The 22,072-nt window shown below is 63.2% G+C and carries 16 protein-coding genes; all 16 read right to left on the minus strand.

Translation table 11 applies throughout. The features are described 5' to 3' along the window. Positions 1-198: 198 nt before the first annotated feature. Positions 199-717, minus strand: coding sequence for a hypothetical protein (locus OJ996_RS25515; RefSeq protein WP_264516593.1), 519 nt, complete (start codon positions 715-717; stop codon positions 199-201). 190 nt (positions 718-907) lie between these two features. Next, a complete protein-coding gene (locus tag OJ996_RS25520) occupies positions 908-1,399 on the minus strand; it encodes a hypothetical protein (RefSeq protein WP_264516594.1) in 492 nt (163 codons plus the stop codon). 70 nt (positions 1,400-1,469) lie between these two features. Further along, the gene (locus OJ996_RS25525; RefSeq protein ID WP_264516595.1) at positions 1,470-1,892 is read right to left on the minus strand and encodes a hypothetical protein; all 423 of its coding nucleotides are present in this window, start codon (positions 1,890-1,892) and stop codon (positions 1,470-1,472) included. Between the two features lie 612 nt (positions 1,893-2,504). Beyond that, positions 2,505-2,957, minus strand: a complete 453-nt coding sequence (locus OJ996_RS25530; RefSeq protein ID WP_264516596.1) for a hypothetical protein — start codon at positions 2,955-2,957, stop codon at positions 2,505-2,507. Beyond that, positions 2,954-7,486 (minus strand): zeta toxin family protein, encoded by a 4,533-nt coding sequence (locus OJ996_RS25535; protein ID WP_264516597.1) that lies wholly within the window; start codon positions 7,484-7,486, stop codon positions 2,954-2,956. The genes OJ996_RS25530 and OJ996_RS25535 overlap by 4 nt, the downstream gene beginning before the upstream one ends. After that, the gene (locus OJ996_RS25540; RefSeq protein WP_264516598.1) at positions 7,476-8,984 is read right to left on the minus strand and encodes a hypothetical protein; all 1,509 of its coding nucleotides are present in this window, start codon (positions 8,982-8,984) and stop codon (positions 7,476-7,478) included. The genes OJ996_RS25535 and OJ996_RS25540 overlap by 11 nt, the downstream gene beginning before the upstream one ends. Before the next feature lie 40 nt (positions 8,985-9,024). After that, positions 9,025-9,621, minus strand: coding sequence for a hypothetical protein (locus OJ996_RS25545; RefSeq protein WP_264516599.1), 597 nt, complete (start codon positions 9,619-9,621; stop codon positions 9,025-9,027). Between the two features lie 5 nt (positions 9,622-9,626). Then, entirely contained in the window at positions 9,627-10,019 is a 393-nt protein-coding gene (locus OJ996_RS25550) for a hypothetical protein (protein WP_264516600.1), read from the minus strand. Positions 10,020-10,071: 52 nt separating this feature from the next. Continuing rightward, complete coding sequence (locus OJ996_RS25555) at positions 10,072-13,527, minus strand: phage tail protein (protein WP_264516601.1); 3,456 nt, start codon at positions 13,525-13,527, stop codon at positions 10,072-10,074. Between the two features lie 59 nt (positions 13,528-13,586). Next, the gene (locus OJ996_RS25560; RefSeq protein ID WP_264516602.1) at positions 13,587-14,501 is read right to left on the minus strand and encodes a phage connector family protein; all 915 of its coding nucleotides are present in this window, start codon (positions 14,499-14,501) and stop codon (positions 13,587-13,589) included. Positions 14,502-14,607: 106 nt separating this feature from the next. Further along, on the minus strand, positions 14,608-15,069 hold the full coding sequence (locus OJ996_RS25565; protein ID WP_264516603.1) for a hypothetical protein: 462 nt from the start codon (positions 15,067-15,069) through the stop codon (positions 14,608-14,610). A 45-nt stretch (positions 15,070-15,114) separates the two neighbouring features. After that, on the minus strand, positions 15,115-16,056 hold the full coding sequence (locus OJ996_RS25570; protein WP_264516604.1) for a phage capsid protein: 942 nt from the start codon (positions 16,054-16,056) through the stop codon (positions 15,115-15,117). A 1,193-nt stretch (positions 16,057-17,249) separates the two neighbouring features. Continuing rightward, the gene (locus OJ996_RS25575) at positions 17,250-17,774 is read right to left on the minus strand and encodes a hypothetical protein (protein ID WP_264516605.1); all 525 of its coding nucleotides are present in this window, start codon (positions 17,772-17,774) and stop codon (positions 17,250-17,252) included. A 1-nt stretch (position 17,775) separates the two neighbouring features. Beyond that, positions 17,776-18,657 carry a hypothetical protein gene (locus OJ996_RS25580; protein WP_264516606.1) on the minus strand — a complete coding sequence of 294 codons (882 nt, stop codon included), beginning with the start codon at positions 18,655-18,657 and terminating at the stop codon, positions 17,776-17,778. Positions 18,658-18,797: 140 nt separating this feature from the next. Then, positions 18,798-21,386, minus strand: a complete 2,589-nt coding sequence (locus OJ996_RS25585; RefSeq protein ID WP_264516607.1) for an alpha-galactosidase — start codon at positions 21,384-21,386, stop codon at positions 18,798-18,800. 179 nt (positions 21,387-21,565) lie between these two features. After that, the gene (locus OJ996_RS25590) at positions 21,566-22,051 is read right to left on the minus strand and encodes a hypothetical protein (RefSeq protein WP_264516608.1); all 486 of its coding nucleotides are present in this window, start codon (positions 22,049-22,051) and stop codon (positions 21,566-21,568) included. Positions 22,052-22,072: the final 21 nt, after the last annotated feature.

Genomic DNA, 22,072 nt, shown 5'->3' on the forward strand with positions numbered 1-22,072 from the left:
GAAGAATCTCCCATTCGGAATCGGTGAGGCTACAGGGATACTCGCGCATCGCGAGCTTCTCCAATACCTCACCCGGCTAGTACAGATCAAAATCCGGACGGAGATGATTTTTCAGACGGCTTCTAAGCTCCTGTCCATTCGACCCCAGTCTCCCAGATCGTTTCCATATCTTTTTCCCATTCCTCCCCTTGTGATGTTCTACCTCGCTTCGAGGTCCCCGCAGAGGTTGCTCATAGTCCTGTCACGCGCCACCCCCAGCACCGCGCGCGTCGTCTCCTTCACAGCACGGAAGAGCGGCAGCAGATTCTCCGGAACCTTCACGTCCGCCAAGCGCCCGAATGAATGGTCTATCGCGAGCTCCGCGAAGGCATCCTGAATCGCAGCGCGCCTGGCTTCGCCTTCGAGCGACATCACATCCCCGGGCAGGACCGGCTCCGCCGAGCCGGCCTCAGCCTCGCGCAGGCTGGCGATCAAGCTTGCTTCGTCACTCTTGCCCCGGTTCATCACCGCGCCAGCGATGTCCGCGGCGTGATCCCGCAGAGGGCCGGTCACGTCACCGCCGCCTTCGCGCACTGCCCGTGCGAGTTTCGCTACGCCTTTCTGATAGGCAGGCAGCGAGGCACCAGGCAGGAAGGTCTTCGTCTTCGTGGCACCCCGACCGTGCCGGAGCCCGATGCCGGCCAATCCTTGCCGGACACGGGCATAGGCCTGGTCCACCGCAGCCTTGGCGGAACCGGTCCGATCCTTGGCCGACGCCGAACTGTTAGATCCGGGATCTCCTGTCCGCTGACCCTGCCCGATCTCACGAGCCGCCGCGCGGATCTCCTCGCTCTGGCGGACCGACTACTCCGCTTCCCAAGCTTGCACCCTATTCTCCGCGGTTGCCCAGCGTGGTCCCGCAACCTGTCTACACCCATTTCCCCGAATTATCTCCTTCATGGTAGATGCGATGCACAAGGGTCCTCGGGCGAGTCTCCTTGATCGCCATCAGGCCCCCCTCTGAGACCCCCAGGTAGCGATTGCTCGTCATGAAAAAGTCGGCCCCCTTATGATCCCCTGTCACACGCAGCCAGAGAAACTTGGGAAGTTCGAGGGAGGGCTTGAAAGCAAGGATCTGCTTGCCCCTCTCGACATCGACTGATGCGAGCTCGAATCCCGAAAATCTCTGTTCCAAGAAAGCTTCGGCCAAAGAATCTTTCACGAGGTAGATTGGATAGCTCGTCAGCAACTCATCCCCACCCCAATCTTCAAAAACAAAATGAAGAGAGGAAACCTTTGGAGGCCGTGCTTCGCGGTCGACCACCGATCGTTGGCCTATGTGTCCCGGGACCTCCGCGATGATCTCGTAATAGTTGTTCACTTCAATGGCTTGTTCAAGCTGCACCTGCTTCCCCGACATCCGCCACTTTCTTTGTGACCACCTCGGATTCTCAGGAGAATTCTGCCATGGCCCGCGCTCGATTCAAATCTCACCGTTGCTTGAAGGTTAGAAAGCTCGGTGATGTTCTCCTGATAATATCCAAAGCACGCTTTGAGACCCCCAAGTAGTGCTTCTCAGTTATAAAGAAATCATCGCGATCAATCTCGCCCGAGATCTTCAGCCAGAGGAATTCCGGGATCTTGAGAGCGGGTTCAAACTCATCCAATTGCTCGTCTCTTTCAATAGCAACTTCATCGAGAACAAAGCCAGTCAGACCTGCCTCTTCAAATGATCCGCCCAAGCTCCTGGCAACCAAAAAACAGGGGAAGCATTCGACCAAGTGATCCCCCAACCATCCATCAAAGATAAAATGAAAATTTGAAACCTTGGGAGGATGGACACTAGTATCCATTATCGTATCGGGTCCCAGCTCACCAGGAACTTCCGGCCTTAACTCAAAGTAATTGCTCATACTGGGGGATCAACATCATCATTTGGGACGCATACCATCTGAAATGGACGCGTGACTTAGATCGCATCCATAGCTGCTACGCACGGCCATGATCTACAACTTCTTTGAGCGTCGTGCGAGAATCAATCGAGATCGGATTCATCGAAAGGTCCATGCATCAGCATAGTCGGCTTGGTTGCTAGAATCAGTTCCAAAGCTTTCTCTGAAACAACCAAAGGCCCTTCATCCAGAAAGAAATCAGACCCCAAAAAATCCCCGGCTATTCCTAACCACACAATATTCGGAAGAATCTTATCAGGCCTCAACTCTTTAAACTGCGCATCCTTCTCTACCTCGGCCTCCTCGACCTCAAAGCCCGTCAGGCGTTGGCGAAGAAACGTTTAGGCCAGTGAAGCAGTGGTCAGAAAAACAGGCCAACTCGCTACCAACTCATCACCCATCCATCCTTCGAATACAAAGTGGAGGCTCTTGAAGTCAGGCGGAGAGCCTGGACCAACCTGCTCCGATTTCTCCGATGGGTACCCCGGAACTTCGGGATCAATCTCAAAATATTTCATCGTGTTCGGTTCGATCTTTCACCGCGCAAGCCAGCAAGTCGCGTCCGTTTCGAATCTAATTCCATTCCCGGGAACTAGTTCCCTCGTCATAAAGGCGATATCTCAAAGTCTGCGGGTTGGTCTCAAGGATGGCTGCTAGCGCTCTAGGGGAAACTCCTAGATGCTGGTTCCGGGTAATGAAGAAGTCGGCATCCTTATGATCACCGGTCACTTTCAGCCATAAAAATTTCGGCAACTCGCAGAGAGGTTGTAGGACCGAGATCTGCCTGCTTTTCTCCACTTCGACCGAACCCATCTCCGCACCTGTAAATCCTCTCTCCGAGAACGTCGCCGCCAGCGATTCTGTTACTAGAAAGACAGGAAAGCTCGTCAAGATTTCGTCCCCACCCCAGCCATCGAAGACAAAATGGAGAGAAGAAACGATCGGAGGGCGAGCACCCCGATCCACCACCGATCGCATTCCTATATGCCCAGGCACCTCAATACGAAGCTCGTAGTAATCCGTCATAGAATCGGAGGAATATATAGGTGTCCGTAGCGTTGGTCGATGATTCTTGCAAATCTCAGCAACTCCTCCTTGGGAGGCCAACCTTTGAACTGACTGTAGAGGTCATTGAGGTCCATCCTAATCATTCTCAGATGAAGGTCTGTATTGAGATCGATTGGGATTCCGCGGAGGTTTTCAAGCGAATTCATTTCCTCCTCAGGAATGGGTCCTCCGTATTTCTCCGACATCTGCTGCTCCACGGCATGATGGACCCAAACCTTCCCCTCCAGATCGGGGTGCTTAGCAAAGAAAGTCTTCTCGTAGTCATCCGACTTGTTCCATCCGAACTTCGCCTCGGGCACCGTGAAGTTCTCGACTTGGTCAAACTGCGGCGGACCGAATCCCAGATCAATCGTTCGGGTAGCTAAGTCCTCTCGCGCGTTGTTTCGCCGCTTTTCCCGCTCCCTCGCATTCCTATCCGAGGGGCTACGAGCCACGCTCGACCCCACCTTCAGCACCGCCCGCGTGGTCTCCTTCACGGCACGGAATAGCGGCAGCAGATTCTCCGGGACCTTCGCATCCGCCAGGCGGCCGAAGGCGTGGTCCATCGCGAGCTTCGCGAAGGCATCCTGAATCGCGGCGCGCTTGGCATCGCCCTCGAGCGACATCACATCCCCCGGCAGGACCGGCTCCGCGGAGCCTGCTTCTGCCCCGCGCAGGCTGGCGATCAAGCGAGCCTCGTCCTGCTTGCCACGGTTCATTACCGCTCCGGCGATGTCCGCGGCGTGATCCCGCAGAGGGCCGGTCACGTCACCGCCGCCGTCTCGCACTGCCCGTGCAAGCTTCGCCACTCCCTTCTGATAGGCTGGCAGCGAGTCACCGGGCAGGAAGGTCTTCACCTTTCTGGCACCGCGACCGTGCCGGAGCCCGGTGCCGGCCAGTCCTTGCCGGACACGGGCATAGGCCTGGTCCACCGCAGCCTTGGCGGAACCGGTCCGATCCTTGGCCGACGCCGGACTGTTAGATCCGGGATCTCCTGTCCGCTGACCCTGCCCGATCTCACGTGCCGCCGCGCGGATCTCCTCGCTCTGGCGGACCGATTCCTCCGCTTCCCAGGCTCGCACCCGCTTTTCCGCGGTCGCGACATCCGCTACTTTTTCGGTGGCGCCATCGGGGTATCGCAGCTCGGCACTACCGTCGGCAAGATGCTCCACCACCGGCACCTTCGCATCCAGCGGGTGGAAGCGATCAACCCGATCATCTGCTTTCGCGCCTTGATCTTCAGGCGAAGGATCTCCGCTGTTAGATCGACCCGGATCTGGTCCCCCACCCGCCGGAGCGGCACCACCAGTCGAGCCATTCCCACCGCGCGGGGCATTCCCGTCGCCACCGCTCTTGCCCTCCGGGCCGCCATTTCCCTTGCCATTCGGCCCGCCGTCGGCCTCCCCGCGGAAGGCGCGGACCTCCGCGTCAGTTAACTTTCCTTCGCTCCGATATCGCTCGAGGATGGCGTTTCCTTCGGCGACGAGTCTTCCGATTGCGGCTGCGACCGGGTCGTCTCCGCGAGATCCTTCTCGTGACGCTCCCGCATCTTCCTTCCTGCCTCGGCCATCGCTTCCGAGATCATCTTGCGGACCTCTTCCCGACTCTTCTTCAGCCCCGCGGGCTGCCCTTGGGGCTCTTCGTTCATCACTTTCAACGTATGAGTTTTGTTCAAGAAAATCAATGTCCCTCTCGATATGCGAGCCGATCTCACCGGAGTTATCGAACACCTGAATGTCCACCCCCTCCGCAGCGAGCTGCAGCGCAAACTGCTGCGCCCCCACGTGCCCTTGGGCAACAAAGGCTAGCGGCACGATCCGCTCTTCACCGCTCTTCTTGCCCTTCAGATAGCGGTCGATCACACCTCCGAAGGCATTCTCAAAAGGACGGTGCACATACACGACGCTCGCCTCCCGGCCCGAGTCCTTGATCTGTGCCAGGATCCTGCGCGCCGATCCTTCGACCGACAGTGTCGTGTCGATCACCGCATCGCTCTCCACCGACAGATCGTGCTCCACGGAGGATTTGCCGCTTCCCGGGCCACCGGCCATGATCACCACCAGGCCGTGCTCCGGCTTCCGCTTCAGGAGTTCGCGCAGCACCCGGTTGTTCAGCTCGGCGGACTTGCGTAGGAATTTCGCATCCCGCGTCAGCGGATCCGCATCGCGGTAGCCGGGGATCAGGTAGCGCACCTTGTCGAGATCGACGGAATTGCCACGACCCTCCGCTTCTTGCAGAGCCCGCTGGAAGATGCCTTCATCAGTCGTTGGCAGTTCATCATCCCGCTTCGGCGCCAGCTCTCCATCGAGATCGTCCCCACCCTGCTGCTGCTCCTGCTCGACCTGTTCCTGCTCGAACTGCGCGACATTCTGCTGCCGCTCTTCCGGCGTCATCCGTGCCGTGCCGGCCATCACATCATCCGCTGCTCCCGCGGGATCGTTCTCCGCCCTTGCGGAAATGTCCTCCGCCTCCTGGCGGCCGAAGCCCATCTGCCGCAGCGTCTTGAAATCCCCCAGCTCGCGCTTCGCCTGCGCCGGATCCACCTGATTGCGCCGCAGCAAGCTGCCCCCGCCACCGGCGAAGAGGGTCATTAGGAATGACACCCGCGCATTGTCACCCAGCGCCTGCTGCTCGCGCTCTCTCACCGCCTCCCACTTGACTCCGGGCACGTCCTTCGAGAGCGCGCTGTAGAACTGCTGCACGAGATCCGGCACGGTGCTCTGGAAGCTCTCCTGCCCTGTGGCACCCGCACCCTTCAGGCCGAACTCGGTCACCTTCCCCACCACCTTTCCCAGTGTGCCGGTACCCGCGAAGAGCGAGCTGACCGCGGGCAGCTTGAGCCCGAAGGTCTTCGCCTGCACGCGATCCGTCAGCGCCGAGAGCGTGGCGGAGATGAAGGCCATCTGCTCCACCGTCCGTGCGTCCGCATTCGGCGCGATCCGGCGGAAGTGCTCGCGCTGCGCCGGCAGCTCGATGGCCATCAGCACCGGCACGCCGACGACTTTCGTCATGCTCACCGCCGTGGTCGGCCCGGAGCGACCGAGCAGGAAGGTGGTGTCCGATAGCGTGTCCAGCCAGCCCTCGCGCTTGTCATCGATGTAGCTGCGGATCGCGACGCCATCCGCGCGGGCATTCATGGTGAAGGCTGCGAAACCCTCGGCGCTCTCCGCAGTCTCCCGCCAGTGCTCGCGCTCCTGTGGCGTCATCGGCCGCAGTGCGGGTCTCCGGGGCCCCATGGGATCGTGCTCGGCCCATTTCATCCGCGCCAGCACTTCGATCGGTGACAAGCCGCCCCCGCCATCCGGCACGCTCTCCGGCATGAATCCCTGCTCCATCAGATGGCGGGCGGCCTTCGCCTGCTCCTGATCGCCAAGCGAGCCCAAGCGATCGATGATCTCCAGCACGCCTTCATCCCAGCCGCCCTGGAAGTTGAACTTGATGTCCACCTTCTCGCCCTCCGCGGAGACCATGGTCCGCACCAGGCCCAGAATCTTCTCGCGGGTCGCATGATCACTCCGGCCGAAGGATGCGAACGCCGCCGATACCGGCAGCCGCGTGATCTGCTCCAGCGGCACATCCGCCATCGAGCCCAGGTACTCCACCAGCGAGCGTGCCACCACCAGCTCCTCCTCACTGTGATCCGCATGGACCGCCGCGTAGCCCGCCTGCACCCCCGGGCGAAAGCGTGCCCAATCCTCCGCCGGCACCAGCTTGCGCAGATCCTCGATCGCCTTGGCAGCAGACTTGCCCTGCAGGGCGGCATGCACGCCCGCTTCGAAGACCTTGCCTATCAGCGCCAGGTCCTGCTGCTGGCGGGATATCTCCTTCCCCGCGAGCTGATAGAAGGTCTTGCCATCGATCACCTCCGTGCCCTTCCAATCGAAGTTCGCGCGGGCGAAGGCATTCCGCTGCGCCGGCCAGAGTTGCGGATCCACCTTCTCCCCGCCCATACGTTCGACGAAGGCCTGGCTCACGCTCTCCATCATCTCTTCCTCCGCCTGCGGGGTGTCCCCGTAGAGATCGATGAACTGGCGGCGACTCTCCACCGGCAGCCCCGATAGCATCCCTTCCCTGCCGGAGAAGAGCTTGCCGAAACGCTCCAGATCGCCCTGCACCCGCTGGTTCTCCGCCCGCGCCATCGGCCCTTCCAGATAGGGCAGCGGACCCTCGCCCCGGCTGGTACGATAGTCCTCGTAGCGCTTCACGAGGCTCTTCACCTCCAGACGATCGTTCGGGTCCAGATCCGGCAGCTGCCGCATGGCGTCGTAGACGAACGCATCCAGATCCTCCTCCGTCATGGGACCGCTGAACCGCTGTGCCAGCCGCGGGCCGAGCACATCCTCCTTCTTCACCGGCTGGGCCTGCGGCAGCTTCCGCTCCGCCTGGATCGCCTCGATGGCCGGAGCCAGCGTCTGCCGCGTCTCCGCCAGCGTGTCCGCCGTTTCGAAGGTCACGGAATCCACCGGCTCCTCCACCGCCACACCTTCCTCCCTTGCTTCAGTTTCCATCGATTTTCGAGCGAACTTCCTCCCACGTCTTCGGCGGCTGATCCGCCCCGATCCCTTCCTTCCCGGATGCGAAGTTGAATGGGGTCAACTTCACGCCGAAGCCCGCCACGGACTCGGACACCAGCGTCTTCCCCGCCGTCACCCGCGGCACCTGCAGCAGGGATTCCGCATGCTTCCGCGCTTCCTCCGCGCTCACCGTATCCCCGCGCTGCTCGAGCCACCGGCTCGCCTCCGTGTGCGCCCTGCTCCACTCCGCGCGCGCCGCAGTGAGCTGGTCCTTCGTCCCATCCGTGCGGCCGAAGATATGCGCGTCATAGGCGCGCTTGAGCACGCCGTTCATCTCCAGGATCGCCTCGTGCCTCGGGGGTGTCGCCACGGCGGGCATTCCATTCCCGCCGAGTCGCGCCGGGCTGAAGCTCTCCAGCACGTCCAGGATCTCGCCCTTGAAGCCCTGCGGCAGGCGGCGGTGGATCTCTCCCCATGCCTTGCCATAGCTCTCGCGGAATTCCGTCTCAGACCGCCTGCCTTGCTTCACCCCGCCGAAGCCATCCCGGATCTGCCCCAGCGTGTTCCAAGCCCACTGAAACTCCTCATCGTCCGGCATCTCCACGCGGCGGAAATGTTCGCGCAGCGCCAATTTGTCGTCGTCGTCCAAGTACTGCGGCGTCTCCATGATCTCCCTCTCGGTGATCTCGCCGCGATCGATACCCGCCTTGATCGATTCCCGCTCCACCCCCTTGTTCCATGCCAGCTTCAACCCCGCGAAGAGTTCCAAGCCCGCACGGATTCCCTTCTCCATCAGCGGCTCGAAGATGGGATTACCATCCGCATCCTTCGCCTTCAGCTTATCCAGAATGGCCTTCGGATTCTCCTTGGCGGCTTTCTCGACTCCCTTCTGCTGGATCTTCTTCACAGCCTCGCCCGCCTCCGCATTGGTATCCGCGATGTCCGCAGCGCCCTCGGCCTTCGAGAAGACCTGGCTCGCCGTCGCCTCTTGGATCACCTGGATCGCCGCCGGGTAGTTGCCGGCCTTGCGATAGGCCAGCGCCGCATCGGTCGCCGCCTGCCGCGAGCGCTTCACTCCCTGCGCCATCCCCTCTTGCCCGAGCCGCCATTGACCCTCCTGGTCCCAGGCCTTGAAGGTCTCCTGCAGCTCCGCCTTGGCCAGCGGGCTCATCTTCATGCCCAGCACCTTCTCCTGGGCCTTCGCGGTGCGCTGCGCGCGGTCCGCTTCCCACAGCGATTCATCCGGATTCGCGCGGCGGTATTCCGCACCCTCCGCTTCCGCGCGCTGCATCTCCAGCCGCGCGGTATTCCGCACGCCGCTATCGCGGATCTGTTGGTAGCGTTTGCTCAGGTCCAGCACGGAGTCCGCGATGCTTCCCACCGCCTCGCCCAGCTTCGCATTCGCCCTCCCCACCAGGCCCGCCGTCTCCGGCGATCCCGTGGCGGGCCGATGCTCGCCCTCCGCCGGCTTGTAGTCAGGAATGATTGGCATGTTAGATCGATGTTTTTCTGTTAGATCGGGGCTTCCGGACTCACAGCACGCCCACCGGACGGTCGCTGGCCTTGTGCACCGTCCCGCTCACCGGATCCGCTTGGGATGCCCCGCCACCGCCGCTGAAGGCGCCGGACATGTAGACGCCGCCCACCATCGAGGCCGCGGAGGACAGCAGCGATCCGGTCGCCTGTGCCCGGGTGGCTGCCGCTCCGGTCCGTGCCTCCCACAGCGAGATCTCACCGGCGCGATGTTGATTCGCCGCCTGCATCGCACCGGCACGCGCCATGTCCTGGATCTCCAGCTCCATCCGGCCCGCGCTCTCGGTGAAGGCATCTTCCAAGCTGCCCTCCATCACCAGCCCGGAGGTCCCGGCCATGCCCGCACGCATCCGCGCCAGCCGGCGGTCCTTGTTCACGCGTTCCCGGCGGATGTTCTCCGCATTCTGCAGCGAGGTATTCCTCGCCGCCTGATCGGCCGCCATCTTCTGATAGAGGCCCGCTTCTTCCTGAGCCTTCGCCGATTTACGGGATTGATCGTACGAATACGCCGCCGATGCCGCCGCGATGGCGAGATAGACGTAGATTAGATCATCCACGAAGAAGATCGCCAGTGTCTCGAATAGTGCCGTCGTCATGTCTGTTAGATTGCCTTTGCCAAATGAGTCACCCCCTCCGCCGTGGTGCGGAACCCGCAGGCCCGCGCCTCGCGCGCCATCGGGGTCCGTAGCGCGCTGGCGAAAATCATCCGCAGCCCCTTTTCCCGGGCCGCTCTCTCCAATCCCTCGTAAACCGCCTTGCACGCCGCCCGCGCCTGCCGCGGTGCCAGCCCCGGCCTGCCGATCAGCCAATCGATCTGCCCCGCCGCCACGCCTTCGAACACCGTCAGCCAGCCCGCCGCGCAAGGCCCGTCATCATCCACCGCCACCACCCCGCAGGGCGGCAGCAGCCATGCCGGCATCTCGCCCTCCCCGCGTGCCGACCACCACGAAAGGACCTCTTCCAAATACTCCGCGCTGAAGCTCTCCACTCTCATACCCACTGCGCCCCACGCGCACCTCATTCGTCATTCGGGAATTCTTCATTCGTCATTCCCCATACACATTCATCTTCAGCGCCAGCGACCGCACCGCGAAGGGGTAGGGCTCATCCGAAACCAGGCACACATTCCCCTGCGTGCCGTGGCTGCCCTCGAATTCCTTCTCGATCTCGCCGGTGAAGATCCCGCCCGCTCCCGCATCCAGCGGATCGAGCTTGCCCTCCGGCGTCTCCCCGATCTTCCCGCCGCGGCTCCAGCGCAGCGATGGCACCACGCGGTGGATCCGCAGCTCGCGCGAGCGGCTGCTGCCATTCCCCAGGCCGATCTCCGGCGTCATCGGCTGCAGCACCGCCTGATAGCTCAGGCCCGCCACCAGCACCGGCCCCGTGCTCGGGATGCCCTTCCCGTCGAGAGGCTGCCAGTTCATGGCGAATCTCGGGGAGCTCGTAGGCGATCCGCTGGACCACGCGCCGCTCTCCTCCCCGTACTGTCCCTTCTGGGTGTAGAGGATCCACACCGCGCCATTCCAGTAGAGCTCCGTGTAGTCTCCCTCGCCGATGAAGTCGGGGCCGTAGTTCGCGTACTTCGGCTTGCCATTCGAATCGCCCTTCCTCTCCAGCACGCCGGTGGCATCCGGGGACAGCTTGCCGCTCACGGTGATCGTCGCCGGCGGGATATCCACCGGCACCTCGCCTAACAGCAGCACCGTGGGATCACCCGTATCGGAAAGCGAGAGACGCTGCCAGACGGCCAGTTGCGGGGAAACCACATCACCCGTCGAACGGAAGAAAGCGTCGCCCGCCGCATAGAGCACCCAGCGGTGGGAGTCATCCAGCGTGTGCACCACCCGCTCGATCCGGAAGGACTCGCCGAGTGTCTCGTGCCGGAACCACGGCCTGCCCTCGCGCAGACCCGCCACCACATAGCGCCCGTTCGGGTTTCCACTGCCCGCGCTGCCATACAGCGGGATTGTCAGGCCGCTCACCTGCACCCCGGAGGTGAAGGGCCACTGGTCATCGGTGAGCAGGACTTCCGGGTAGGAGAGGCCGTCGTACCAGCCGGCCACCTTGAAGCCCTCCAGGTGATTCACCGGGGAGAAATCAAAGGGAGGCGGCACCGCCGCTGCCGAGTCCAGCCACCAGCCCTCGTCCGTCGGCCGCGCCATCTGCCCCGGCCGGAAGCGCTCGATGAAAAGCTCCACTCCCCGCTTCACCACGAACCAGATCTCGTCCTCCTCGCTCGTCGCGCGGATCGCGCCCACGCCCAGCACCTCGCCCTGCGTGCTATGCCGGTGCCATGCCGCCACATTCTGCGCCCGCTCGTAGGTCAGCCCGTACAGCTTCCCGCCCGAGACGAACCACACGATCTGCCAGGGCATGCGCTGCACCGCGATGTCCGCCACCGGCTGGTCGAAGAGATGGTCCGCCAGCAGGTTCAGGTTCGCGGCCTCGTAGCGGTCGGCATCGTAGCGGTACGAGAACTCTCGTACTCGCGTGCCCCCGCGCTGCACGAAGAGCGAAACGCTATCCGAGAAGCAGGCCGGCACCCCGCCATCATGCGCACCGTAGCTGGAGTGCCGCTTCGCCTGGCCGAATTCCGGCGTGATCGACTTCTCCTCCTCCTCGCCATGCATGATCCACTCGCCGCAGCCCGTGCCCACCAGCAGGAAGCGCTCGGAGACCAGCCACAGGATCGGGTCCCGCTCGCCGATCGCGATCGTGTGCGCGAAGGCCTCGTCCGCATTTGTCCCCGGATAGAAGTTCTCGTAGTCATCCACCGCGCTGCCCCACAGCGTGTGCGGCCGCAGCTTGCTCGCCGCCATCACCACCCGCCCCTGGTGCAGCTCCACCGTGCGGGGATAGCCCTGCACGCCGCTCCATGCCCCCTCCCGCCAGTAGGGCGTGGTCGTGATCTCCACCGGCGTCACCACCTCCGCCTTCACGCTCTTGGGATTGGTGAACTCCGTGATCTTCACCAGACCCCGGATCATGGATTCGCTCGCCGTCAGCGTGGCGATCGGCTTCGGCGTGCCGGTCCCGTCGCCCGATGCGCTGCTGGATTTCTCCCACTTGATCCGCATCTGCACCCGGGCCTCCTCCTCGCCCTCCGCACTCACGTTCCGGTCCGTGTCGGATTCCCACGAGCGCACATCCTCCCAAGTCTTGCCGCGGTCGGTCGAGCGCTCGATCGAGAATGTCCCGTTCCAGTTCCCCGTGGTGATGAAGGTGTAGCCGCCCTGAATGATGATCGGCTTGGAGTACTGCGGGCTGGCCGTCGGCTTCAGCTCCACCTCGTAGCTGTTCATCCGCCGCTTCTTCGAGATCTCGTAGATCCCGCCCTCGTGTTCTTTCAGCCAAGTGTCCGCCGTTGCGGTTAGGATCACGTCCTCTCCCGGCACGGTGGCATCGTCCAGGAAGGTCTCCACCCACATTGGCATGGTCACTTCCGGAATCACCTGTCCCGGCCGCGGTGCGCGCGGGTTATAGCTCACGAATTCCCGGTAGGTCGCCGTCAGCGGCGTCTTCCCCGCCTTCGAGGTGTGCTTCCGCATGCAGATGTAGGTCCGCACATCTCCCAAAGCCACTTGGTAGCGCACCTTCTTGCCCGCGGCATACTCCTCGCCCACCGCCCAGTTCGGGATCGTCGTGTTCACCACCGTGGGCGTCACCGTGAGGGTGTGCGTCTTCTCGATGTTCTCCGGCAGCAGCGGCGGCTTCTTCGCATAGTCCACCGCCCGCAACACCCAGGAATCCTCCGCATAGCGCGTGAGCTTGTATGGCGGGTGCTCCGGATGTACGAAGTACGCCACGCTGTTGATCTGCTTCCAGCGCAGCCGCTCCAGTTGGGTATCCGCCCAGGGAATCGCCAGCTTGAGCGGATAGAGCGCCGCACCGCGCGTGAGCACCGGCAGCCCCGTACCGCCGCTCTCCATCGTCCATCCGTTCGTCGTGCCGCTCACCTTGTCCGGCAGCGGCACCGTGGAGGGCACCGTCGCCCGCCATAGCGCGGTCCGCGCGGAGCCCGTGATCTCCTCGATGATCCAGCCCAGCTCCAGATCATAGGAGATCACCGCATCATTGCTCTGCGGCGCGAAGAGCCCGCTCAGGCAGTAGACCGGATAGCCGTTCGCCATCCGCATCGGCTTGTAGGTCCCCGCCATGCTCCCGCGCGTCCCGCTGATCCCGCTCACCGTCATCCAGGCGGATCCCGGATCCTTCACCGGCTTCCCTTGGGAGAAGATCTGCATCCCCTCGTCCACCAGCACCAGCATCGCCGCCTCCGAGGTGGATACCTGGAACTCCACCAGCCGCGCCGCCTCCGCCCCGCCCGGCAGCTTGCCCATGAACTCCGTGCCCGGCCGCTTCTGCACCGACCCCTGCGGCAGCACGATGAAATTCTCCAGCAGCCTGCAGCCGCCCGAGTACTTCTCGATATCCGTCCGCCCGTCCAGCCACGGCGAAAGCTCCCCCGCCCCGAACGACACCTGATGTTTTACGATACCCATCGTACTAAATTTGAGATCTCAACCCGACTGACTTCCCACTGATCACTGATCACTCGGCACTACTGCCTTCTCCCCGTCAGCGAACTCCCCAGCAGCTCCTCCAGCGGATGGTTCTCCGCGCTCCGCGAGTCATGCCCGTCCGCCGTCCGCGCCGCCGGCAGGTCCACCTGCTCGTAGCGCTGCAGCAGCGCTTGCTCGAGCTGCTCGCTCCCCGTGATCGCCCGCGCCAGCCGCGATGCCAGCAGCGTCACGAAGGCCGCCGTAAACAATGGATCGTAATCGTTCGGCTCATCCACCCTGCTCACGTAGTGCAGCCGCAGCGACTCCGCGTCCGCCAGCAGGCAGCGCTTCAGATTGGCCCGTTGCAGGCGGAAACGATCGATCCTGCCGTGATCTCCCTCCAGCGCCTCCAGCTTCAGGAAGTCCGCCGGCAGCGCGAAGGCCGCCCCATGCTCCCCGCGCTCCTCATCCAGCAGCGTCCGGAATACCGGCGCGCCGGAGGAACCGGCCAGTACCGTCCACTTCTCCACCAGCTCCGGAGCCGCCACCTTCTCGTAGCTCTCGAAGCGCCTCACCCCCGCGTGATAGATCGCCCAGCGCTTGTCCGTGAACATTTCGTTCAGCTCATACTGCAGCTCGTAGCCCGGCAGCGGGGTCCCGCCCAGACTCCACTTCGGCTTGCTCTGGGAAGTACCCAGCGGCCTGTAGATCTGCGGATCGGTTCCCCATGGCGCGGACCCGCCCCAGGACGCCCCGGTCACCACGCGATCATAGCTGCTCGCCGCCACCTCCGGCACCAGCCGCACCGCCTTCAGCGCGAAGCCCCAGAAATGCGCCCGCAGCACCTCATCCCGCACCTGCGGGAAATGCAGCGCCGCATGCCGCGCGTTCTTGTCGTTCGGATCGTCCAGGCTCGCGATCGCGCGCTCCCCGATCTTCCCCAGCGCCAGATTCGTCAGGTCCGTCTTCGTCATCGTTCTGCTAGATCTCGTACCCGCCGCGGCCACCCGCGGCTTCCTCCGGAATCAGGCCGCACCCGCCCCTCGCGGACCGGGTGCGGCCGTCCCCTTTCCTCCCTACTCAGCAGTTCAGCGAGTAAACCACGTGCGCCCGCACCGCCGTATTCGCCGGCATGGTCGGCACCGTCGTCGGAATGAATTCCAGGTAACTTTCCTTCGCCAGCACCGGATACTCGTGCCTCAGGAAGGGCAGCGGCATCGCCCCGCCGATCCCGTCCTGTGCCATCGTTGCGTTGTTATAGACCGTCTTGTCCGAGCCATCCACCGGCACCACCTCCATGGTGCCCATGATGGTCGTGCCGTGCCCGGAGGTGATCCAGGTCAGGTGCGGCACGATCCTCGCACCGGCCGGCAGCGCGGCAAAGCGCACCCGGTCCATGGTCAGGGCCGATGCCCCCACTTGGATCGTCTCGTTGTAGCTGTAAAGCGGCCGATGAATTTCCAGACCCGAAGGCCCCGCATTCGGTCCGCGTGTCGCGGCCAGTGCCTGCTTCGCTGCTGCGCTTGATGTGAAAATAGCCATGTGTTTCTCCTATTGTTCTAGTAGTTCTCCCTATCCCGCCCCGCATCAGGCGGCCTGCTCGCACTCCACCAGCACCACCTGCTTCTCGTCCTTGCGCGCCGCACCCACCTTGATCCGCGAATACACCTGGATCGCCTGCGACTGCGTCGGCAGCGTGTCGATCGAGGTCTTCACGTCGTACCAGAAGTCCAGATAGACCCCGGTGGACACCCACATCGGACAGGAGCGGATGATCTTGCCCGCATTCGGGGAAGTGCGCTTCCCGATCTGCTCGGAGCGGATGAAGTGGATGCCCATGAAGTAATCCACCTCGCCATCCACCAGCGCCTGCACCTTGTTGTAGTCCGCGCTGCCGGTCTCCTCCACGTCCGCCAGCAGGTTGTTCAGCTCGTCCTGGGACACCGCCATGCAGAGGTGCGCCCCTTCCTCGTGCTGGTCCTGGCCGTACACCTCGTTCTTGCCGAAGATGCCTTTCGCCCGGATCAGCTTCGCCAGGTTCAGGCCGGTATTACCCACGACCAGATCCGTGCGGTAGTCCGCCAGCACCGTCTGGCTCGCCGGCAGCGTCAGCGAGCTCATGTTATCCTCCAGCCCCTCCAGGTTCGCCCCGGTGATGCCGTCCAGGAAGATCTTGTCGATCTTGCGGCCCGCCGCCATGCGGTGCTGCAGCGCGATGTCGCCCGTCGGGGCCACCGCCAGCGCCAGCGTCGCGGCATCGTCTTCATCGATCAGCGTCGCCTTCTGCGCCTTGCGCGGGAAGATGTAGCGGTGCTCCAGACCCAGCTCCTCGCCGATCGTCGGCTGGATGCGGCCCGTCACATCGGTCATCTCCGTCGCCTGGATCCGGCGGTGGGCCGAGGCCTTGCCGGTGCAGCCGGTCTTCACCGTCGCATACTTCTGGAAGCGGCTCGCCTTCTGCTGGGCCAGATGCTCCATCCCGTCCTGGAATACTGCCCGCGCGCTTTGCGGGATCGTCAATGTGGACATATCGTCTCTAAGTTTGTGTGTGTGGTTCTGTCTTCGGATTCACGGGCGGCGCCGCTCCGGCCCGTCCCTCGTGTCTCCTCCGATGCTCCACCCCGGACCGCAGGTCCCCGCTCCTCTCGGACCGGGAATTGTCTGCGCGCATGGCGGGTCGGGTGATACGACCTCAAACTACTCCAAACCTCGTACTTCGCGGAAGCGGCAGATTCCTTGCCGGCCTCACTTCGGAAAAAAGCCATTCCGCTACCGCTCGCATCCCCGCGGGAATCTCCTGCCTTCCCACGGATCACTGCTCACGGATCGCTCGGCACTTTTACCACTCCCCGGCCCAGGGCGGCCTGTCGCCGCCCCGGCGACCCCCTCACCCTCAGACACATGACAAGCACCTGACTACACCTCGATATCTTCAGCTTATCCGGCCATAAGAGACTGGTCCTTGCAACATCCCTGCACCGCCGCTAAAGATGTCCGGAGACGATCCTTGGATTGTCTTGGCTGCCCGGCTGAATCCGGGGGGAATCTACCTGGCGGCCTCAGCGGCCATCGGTCTCAGGATCGGTGGCCGCTCTTTTTTAGCCCACCCCCTCCAACCACACTGCCATTCCACTGATCACTGCTCACTGATCACTCGGCACTTCTTCCTCCCCGTCCCGGAGGACCGCCGGAGTCTTCTTCCCCGCCCCGGAGGGGCATCGGAACTTAGCCGGTCGGCAAGCGCAGCGCAGCCACCGGTTAGACCCGCCACACCATTGGCGCCCCGGAGGGCCGCCGGAAGTCCCCGACCCACCCTTGCCGGCCCCTAAATGGAAAAAACCAAAATCACCCCCGCTTCCGCACCCTCCGCCACCGCCACGCTAGGCAACCCGTCCACACCACCACCACCGCTAAAAGCAGACTCGCATGGGGTACCTTTGCCCAACCCTGCTTCTTTCTCGAGCCAAACGAGATCCCTCTCACTCTCATGGGCCTTCTCTCAACCGCTGCCGTCCGATATCCGTCCCATCCGCTCCAAACCTTCCATCCTCCCAGATTCCAATTGGTGTGGTTCAAGTGAAGGAAGACTACCGAGTTAGTGTTCTCCACATAGATGCGGTGGTTCCCAGCGTTAGAATTAAACCGCTCCGAATCCCGCCACGCCCACGTGATAAACCCCATCACCACCAGCCCCGCCCAGAAGATCAGCGAGCGATGCAGCTTCACCCCTCACCTCCTTCCATCACCGGGCTCGCTTTCCTCATCCTCCGCCACCTCCACGCCATGCCTCCGGCCCACACTGCCGCCACCACCAGCGCGATCAGCCAATAGGGCAGATAGACCAGCCACTCCCCCGGCCTGCCGAAGAGCAGCAGCGAGAACGCCAGCGAGGTGCGGAAGTCCATCCGGCCCACATTGCCTTCTTCATCGAAGACTCCCGCCAGCTCGCGCTCCGTCGTCGCATCCGTCCCATCGGCCTGCACGAACCACGGCGCCGACCATGGCGAGGAAGGCGCCAGCTGCCCCGGTGCATCAAGCCGCGAGCTCGCCGCCTCGATCCCCGTGCTACGGTCATGAAACCAGCGGAACACGCAGCCATGCCCGCCGCTCCCCACCGTCGCACGCCCGCTCCGCAGTTCCCGGAAGTTCACCCGCGAATCCCACCACCCGATCAGCACCGCCGCCATCACCAGCAGCCCCGCCCAGAAGGTCAGCGAACGCCAAAGTCTGTTCGATCGCGCCTCCATCTCACCTCAATTTCCCCGTCTCCGGATACAGCTCCCAGCGCGGCTCCGCCCAGGCCTGCTCGATAATCTCGACCGTCCTCTTCTGCACCTCGCGAGGCTCTTCGCGCAAGGCTGCCGAGAAGGAGTCGTCCCCCCACGATTGCATCAGCCACAGCAGCGCGTGGCCATGGGTCTGCCCGGCATTGCCCACCAGACTCTTCGCGTCTGCATTCCCCTTGAGCAAGGCATGCAAGGCTTCGGGCGTCCTCGACCGCATCGCCTCTCCCAGAATCTTGCGATAGTTCTCCTCCAGCCTGAGGGACATGGCCTGCACTCCCCCAAGATAGCCGTTCGCCTCTAGCAACTCGTTCAGCCTCTGACGCGCTCCGGACGCGAACAGATCAATCTGAAGATCCGGCCGCAGCTTCCCAAGATTCGCCATCACCACCTCCTTCCCCGGCCGCTCCGAGGGAATGTCCACGGAGCCGAATAGCTCGATGATCGGCGCACGCCACTCCTTTGGCAGAGATGCCACGCCCTCTCCTTCCATCCGGATCGAGTCGCATCCCAGGCAGATATCGATCTTCCTCACTCCTGTGCCGGTCTTCAGCAGGATCCGGTGGTGCGGAATGTGACATTTGTCCATCGGTGCCTTCATCCTCCCCGTCTTCACCGGCAGCCGCGCCAGCCACTCCTGAAAGCTTACGAGGCCCATCGGCTCACTCTTCAGCGCGGCACCCTCATAGGTCCACTGCAGCTCCACATCCTTCGCCGCATTTGCATGCGCAACCATCCTCCGCTTGTAGATCTCCTCTCCCTTGAGAGCGGACGGCGCCAGCCCGATCCCATAGATCACCAGCAAGGCCAGAATCGCGGTGATAGAAACTGTCTTGAAGAGCTTCATGGGGCGGCATCGAACACCGCCCCACTCTGCCCACAACTCCCCGTCCAGCAAAAGACCCATCTCCGTCCTCCGCTGGAGAAACCTTCAAATCGCTTCCGTGTGTTCCGTGTATTCCGTGGTTCGCCTGCCTTTCGGATTCCTCACTCCGCCATGATCTCCACCACCGCGCTCTCCGGGCCCGTGCTCCAGCTCAGCGGCAGCCCCTGCTCCATCAGCTCCTGCCCTGAGAAACTCCCCGCCTGCACATGCCGCACCGCGCCCACGTGAGCCTCGCTCACGCGATACCGCTTCGCCGCATCCAGCCCCGGCACCTTCACCCGGCCTTCCTTCGCCGCCCCGTGATCCTTCGTCCGGAAGGCAAAGAAGACCGCACGCGCCTTGTCCTCCGCCACCACCGCGCTCGAGCACACATCCGCCGCATACGGCGATACCCCGCGGAAGACCTCGCCCGCATGCAGCAGCGGCCTCAGCCGCTTGTAGACCTCGATCCCCGCACGCATCTCCTCCAGCTGATCCGCCTTCAGGTGCGATGGATCCAGCTCCACGCCCAGCCGCGCCGTCATCGCCACATCGATCCGGAATTTCATCGGGAACTTCCCCGAGTCAAAGCTTTCCGCGATGTGCGCGCCCCATGACATCGGCGGGAAGAAATGCGAATAGCCCCAGTGCATCTGCAGCCGCTTCAGCGGATTCTGGTTATCGCTCGCCCAGAATTCCGCATGCCGCGGCAGCGATCCATACTCCGCCCGGCCGCCGCCGCTCGCGCAGTCCTGGAAGATGATCTTCGGATACTTCGCCACCAGCCGGTCCAGGATCCGGTAGTAGGCCCGCGTCATCTCCGTGGTCATGTTCATCTGCCCCGCCGGCTTCGCCCCCTGCGATCCCGCATCCTGCAAGTGACCGTTGTTATCCCACTTGATGTACTCGATCCCCGGGTAGCGATCCAGGATGTCCGCCACCACCTTGTAGGCGAACTCCTCCACCTCCGGCTTCGAGAGATCCAGCGGCAGCTGATTCCGCCCCAGCCGCTGCTCCCGGCCCGGCAGCTTCACCGCCCAGTCCGGATGCTTCGCGAAGAGCTCGCTGCGCGGATTCACCATCTCCGGCTCCACCCACAGGCCGAATTTCAGCCCGCGCTCATGCGCCTGCTCCGCCAGCCACTGGATATCGTGCGGCAGCTTCTCCCGGTTCACCTGCCAATCACCCAGCCCCGCCGTGTCGCTGTTGCGCGCATTCTCGCCATTGCCGAACCAGCCGTCATCCAACACGAACATCTCCACGCCGGACTTCACCGCCGCATCCATCATCGCCAGCAGCCGCTTCTCGTCGAAATTGAAGTAGGCACCGTCCCATGAGTTCAGGATCACCGGCCGCGTCACCTCCACCTGCCGCATCCCGGAGTGCTTCGCCCAGCGATGCAGGTTCCGCGAGGCCGCACCCTTGCCCTTCCCGGATACTGTTAGAATCAGCCGGGGCGTCACCAGCTCCGCGCCCGCTGCCAGATGCTGCGGCTGGAAGGGATGGATCCCCCCGCTCACCCGCACCGCATCCTTGTACTCGCTCTGGAAGTCCAGGTGCCAGTTCCCGCTCCATGCCAGCGACCCCGCCACCACCTTGCCGCTCTCCTCCTGCGCCGCTCCCTCGCTCACCACGAAGCTGCTGCTATACCCATGCGTCGGGTGCGTGAAGCTCTGGTTCCCGATCCGCCGCAGCCCCGTGCTCACCGGCGCCTCGCTCCAGTTCATCTCATCCCCCCAGCCGCCACGGAAGGTTGTTAGATGCAGATCCTTCCCGCCGAGCGAGAACGCAAAGGAATCGAAGCGCAATAGCGTCACCGCTTCCTTGCTGCCGTTCACGATCGTGCACCAGGTCTCGATCACATCCTCCTTCTCGTGCGCCAGGAAATGCAGCACCACGCGCATCCCGCTCACCTCATCCTTCAGGCGGATGTCCGTGCGCGTCTTGCCGCCCTCCTTCGTCACCTCCTGCGAGTCATAGCGCAGCGCCAAGTTCCTCAAGCCATCCGCACCCAACACATCCAGCGTCGGCTCCAGTAGCGCCACATCCGCATTGCGATCGATGTAGTCCGGGTAGGCATACACCCCCGGCGCGCGCGTCTTGTCCGGATCGCTCTTCAGCCCGAAGCGCCGCTGCTCCAGCTTCCCCTGCGAGGCGGAGAAGGTCCACGCCAGCGCCGCCGTCTCCACCGTGATCTCCTTGTAGTAGTTCGCCAGCGCCTTGCCGGAGTGCTCCAGCTTCAGGTCCAGCCAATCGCCGTGATCCTCCGTGCTGCCATCCCCGCCATCGTTCACCACCAGGCGCAGCGCCTTCACGCCATCCAGCTTCACCGCGAAGGGCTGGGCGGCATCGCCCTTCTTCATCACCGGGCTCTTCCACAGCACCTTGCCATCGCCCTCGATGATGAAGACCACCGAAGCCTTCTCCCCCACCTCGTCATCCACCCCGCTGGCCCCCCTCAGCGCGGTCGCCTCGCCTCCCAGCGCGATCGGCCACTCGGCATTCGCATGCGTGCCGATCCCCGATTCATAAGTCTTCCCGCCCACCCGCAACGGATTCCCATCCACCGAGCGATTCGCCCGCGCCTCCGCCCAGCCCTGCGTGATGCTATTCTCCGGCGATGGCAGCGTCGCCAGATCCGTCGTCTCGGCAGCGGCAGTGAAAGCCGGCAGCAACACCGCCGCGGCAAGAATCAAGGTGCGGGAACTCATGGGTTTGATCCACCACGCACCAATCCCGCGGCCAGATCAATGACTCTCTCCGCCAGTCGCCCAAACATGCGAGGCCCCTAAGAAAAAGAAACAGGAGGCAACCGAGAAAACGGAGGCCATGAGTCAAACTACATTCCCTCCCTTCCCTCCTGTTCCGAGAAACTCCGCAGCGCCACCCATCAATCTCCCTTCACCCGCACCGGCTCCTCACACGCCACGCTCTTCCCTGGCAGACTGTAGAAGCGGCTATCTCCGTCCACCGGCTCCTCCCACGTCAGATGAATCAGCGCCCCTTTCTCGAGGGACGCACGGATCGCAAAGCCCATCACCATGCAAGGCTGCTCCCGCCCCGTCGGCCAGCTCGTCTCCTTCCGATTCATCACTCCGTAAGAAGCCGGCGTCCGCGCAAGACACTCGCCCTTCTCATCCCGCAGCACGAGATTCGCGACCACCGATTCCGAGGGCGGAAAAGGCCCCGTCAGCTCGCGGCTATAGATCCGGACCTGATAGTGGATCAAGCCATCCTTACCTTCCACCCGGTCAATCGCGATCGCCTTCGCAAACCCCTCCTCGATCCCCGGCTGTGCACCGGCGGGCACGAACTCACCCTGCCCGAGACCGAAGGCCCGGGACACCAGGACCAGCATCAGCATCAACAACCTCATCCCCTAATTATGATGAGGACA

Source organism: Luteolibacter rhizosphaerae (genome assembly GCF_025950095.1).
GTDB classification, from domain to species: Bacteria; Verrucomicrobiota; Verrucomicrobiia; order Verrucomicrobiales; family Akkermansiaceae; genus Haloferula; species Haloferula rhizosphaerae.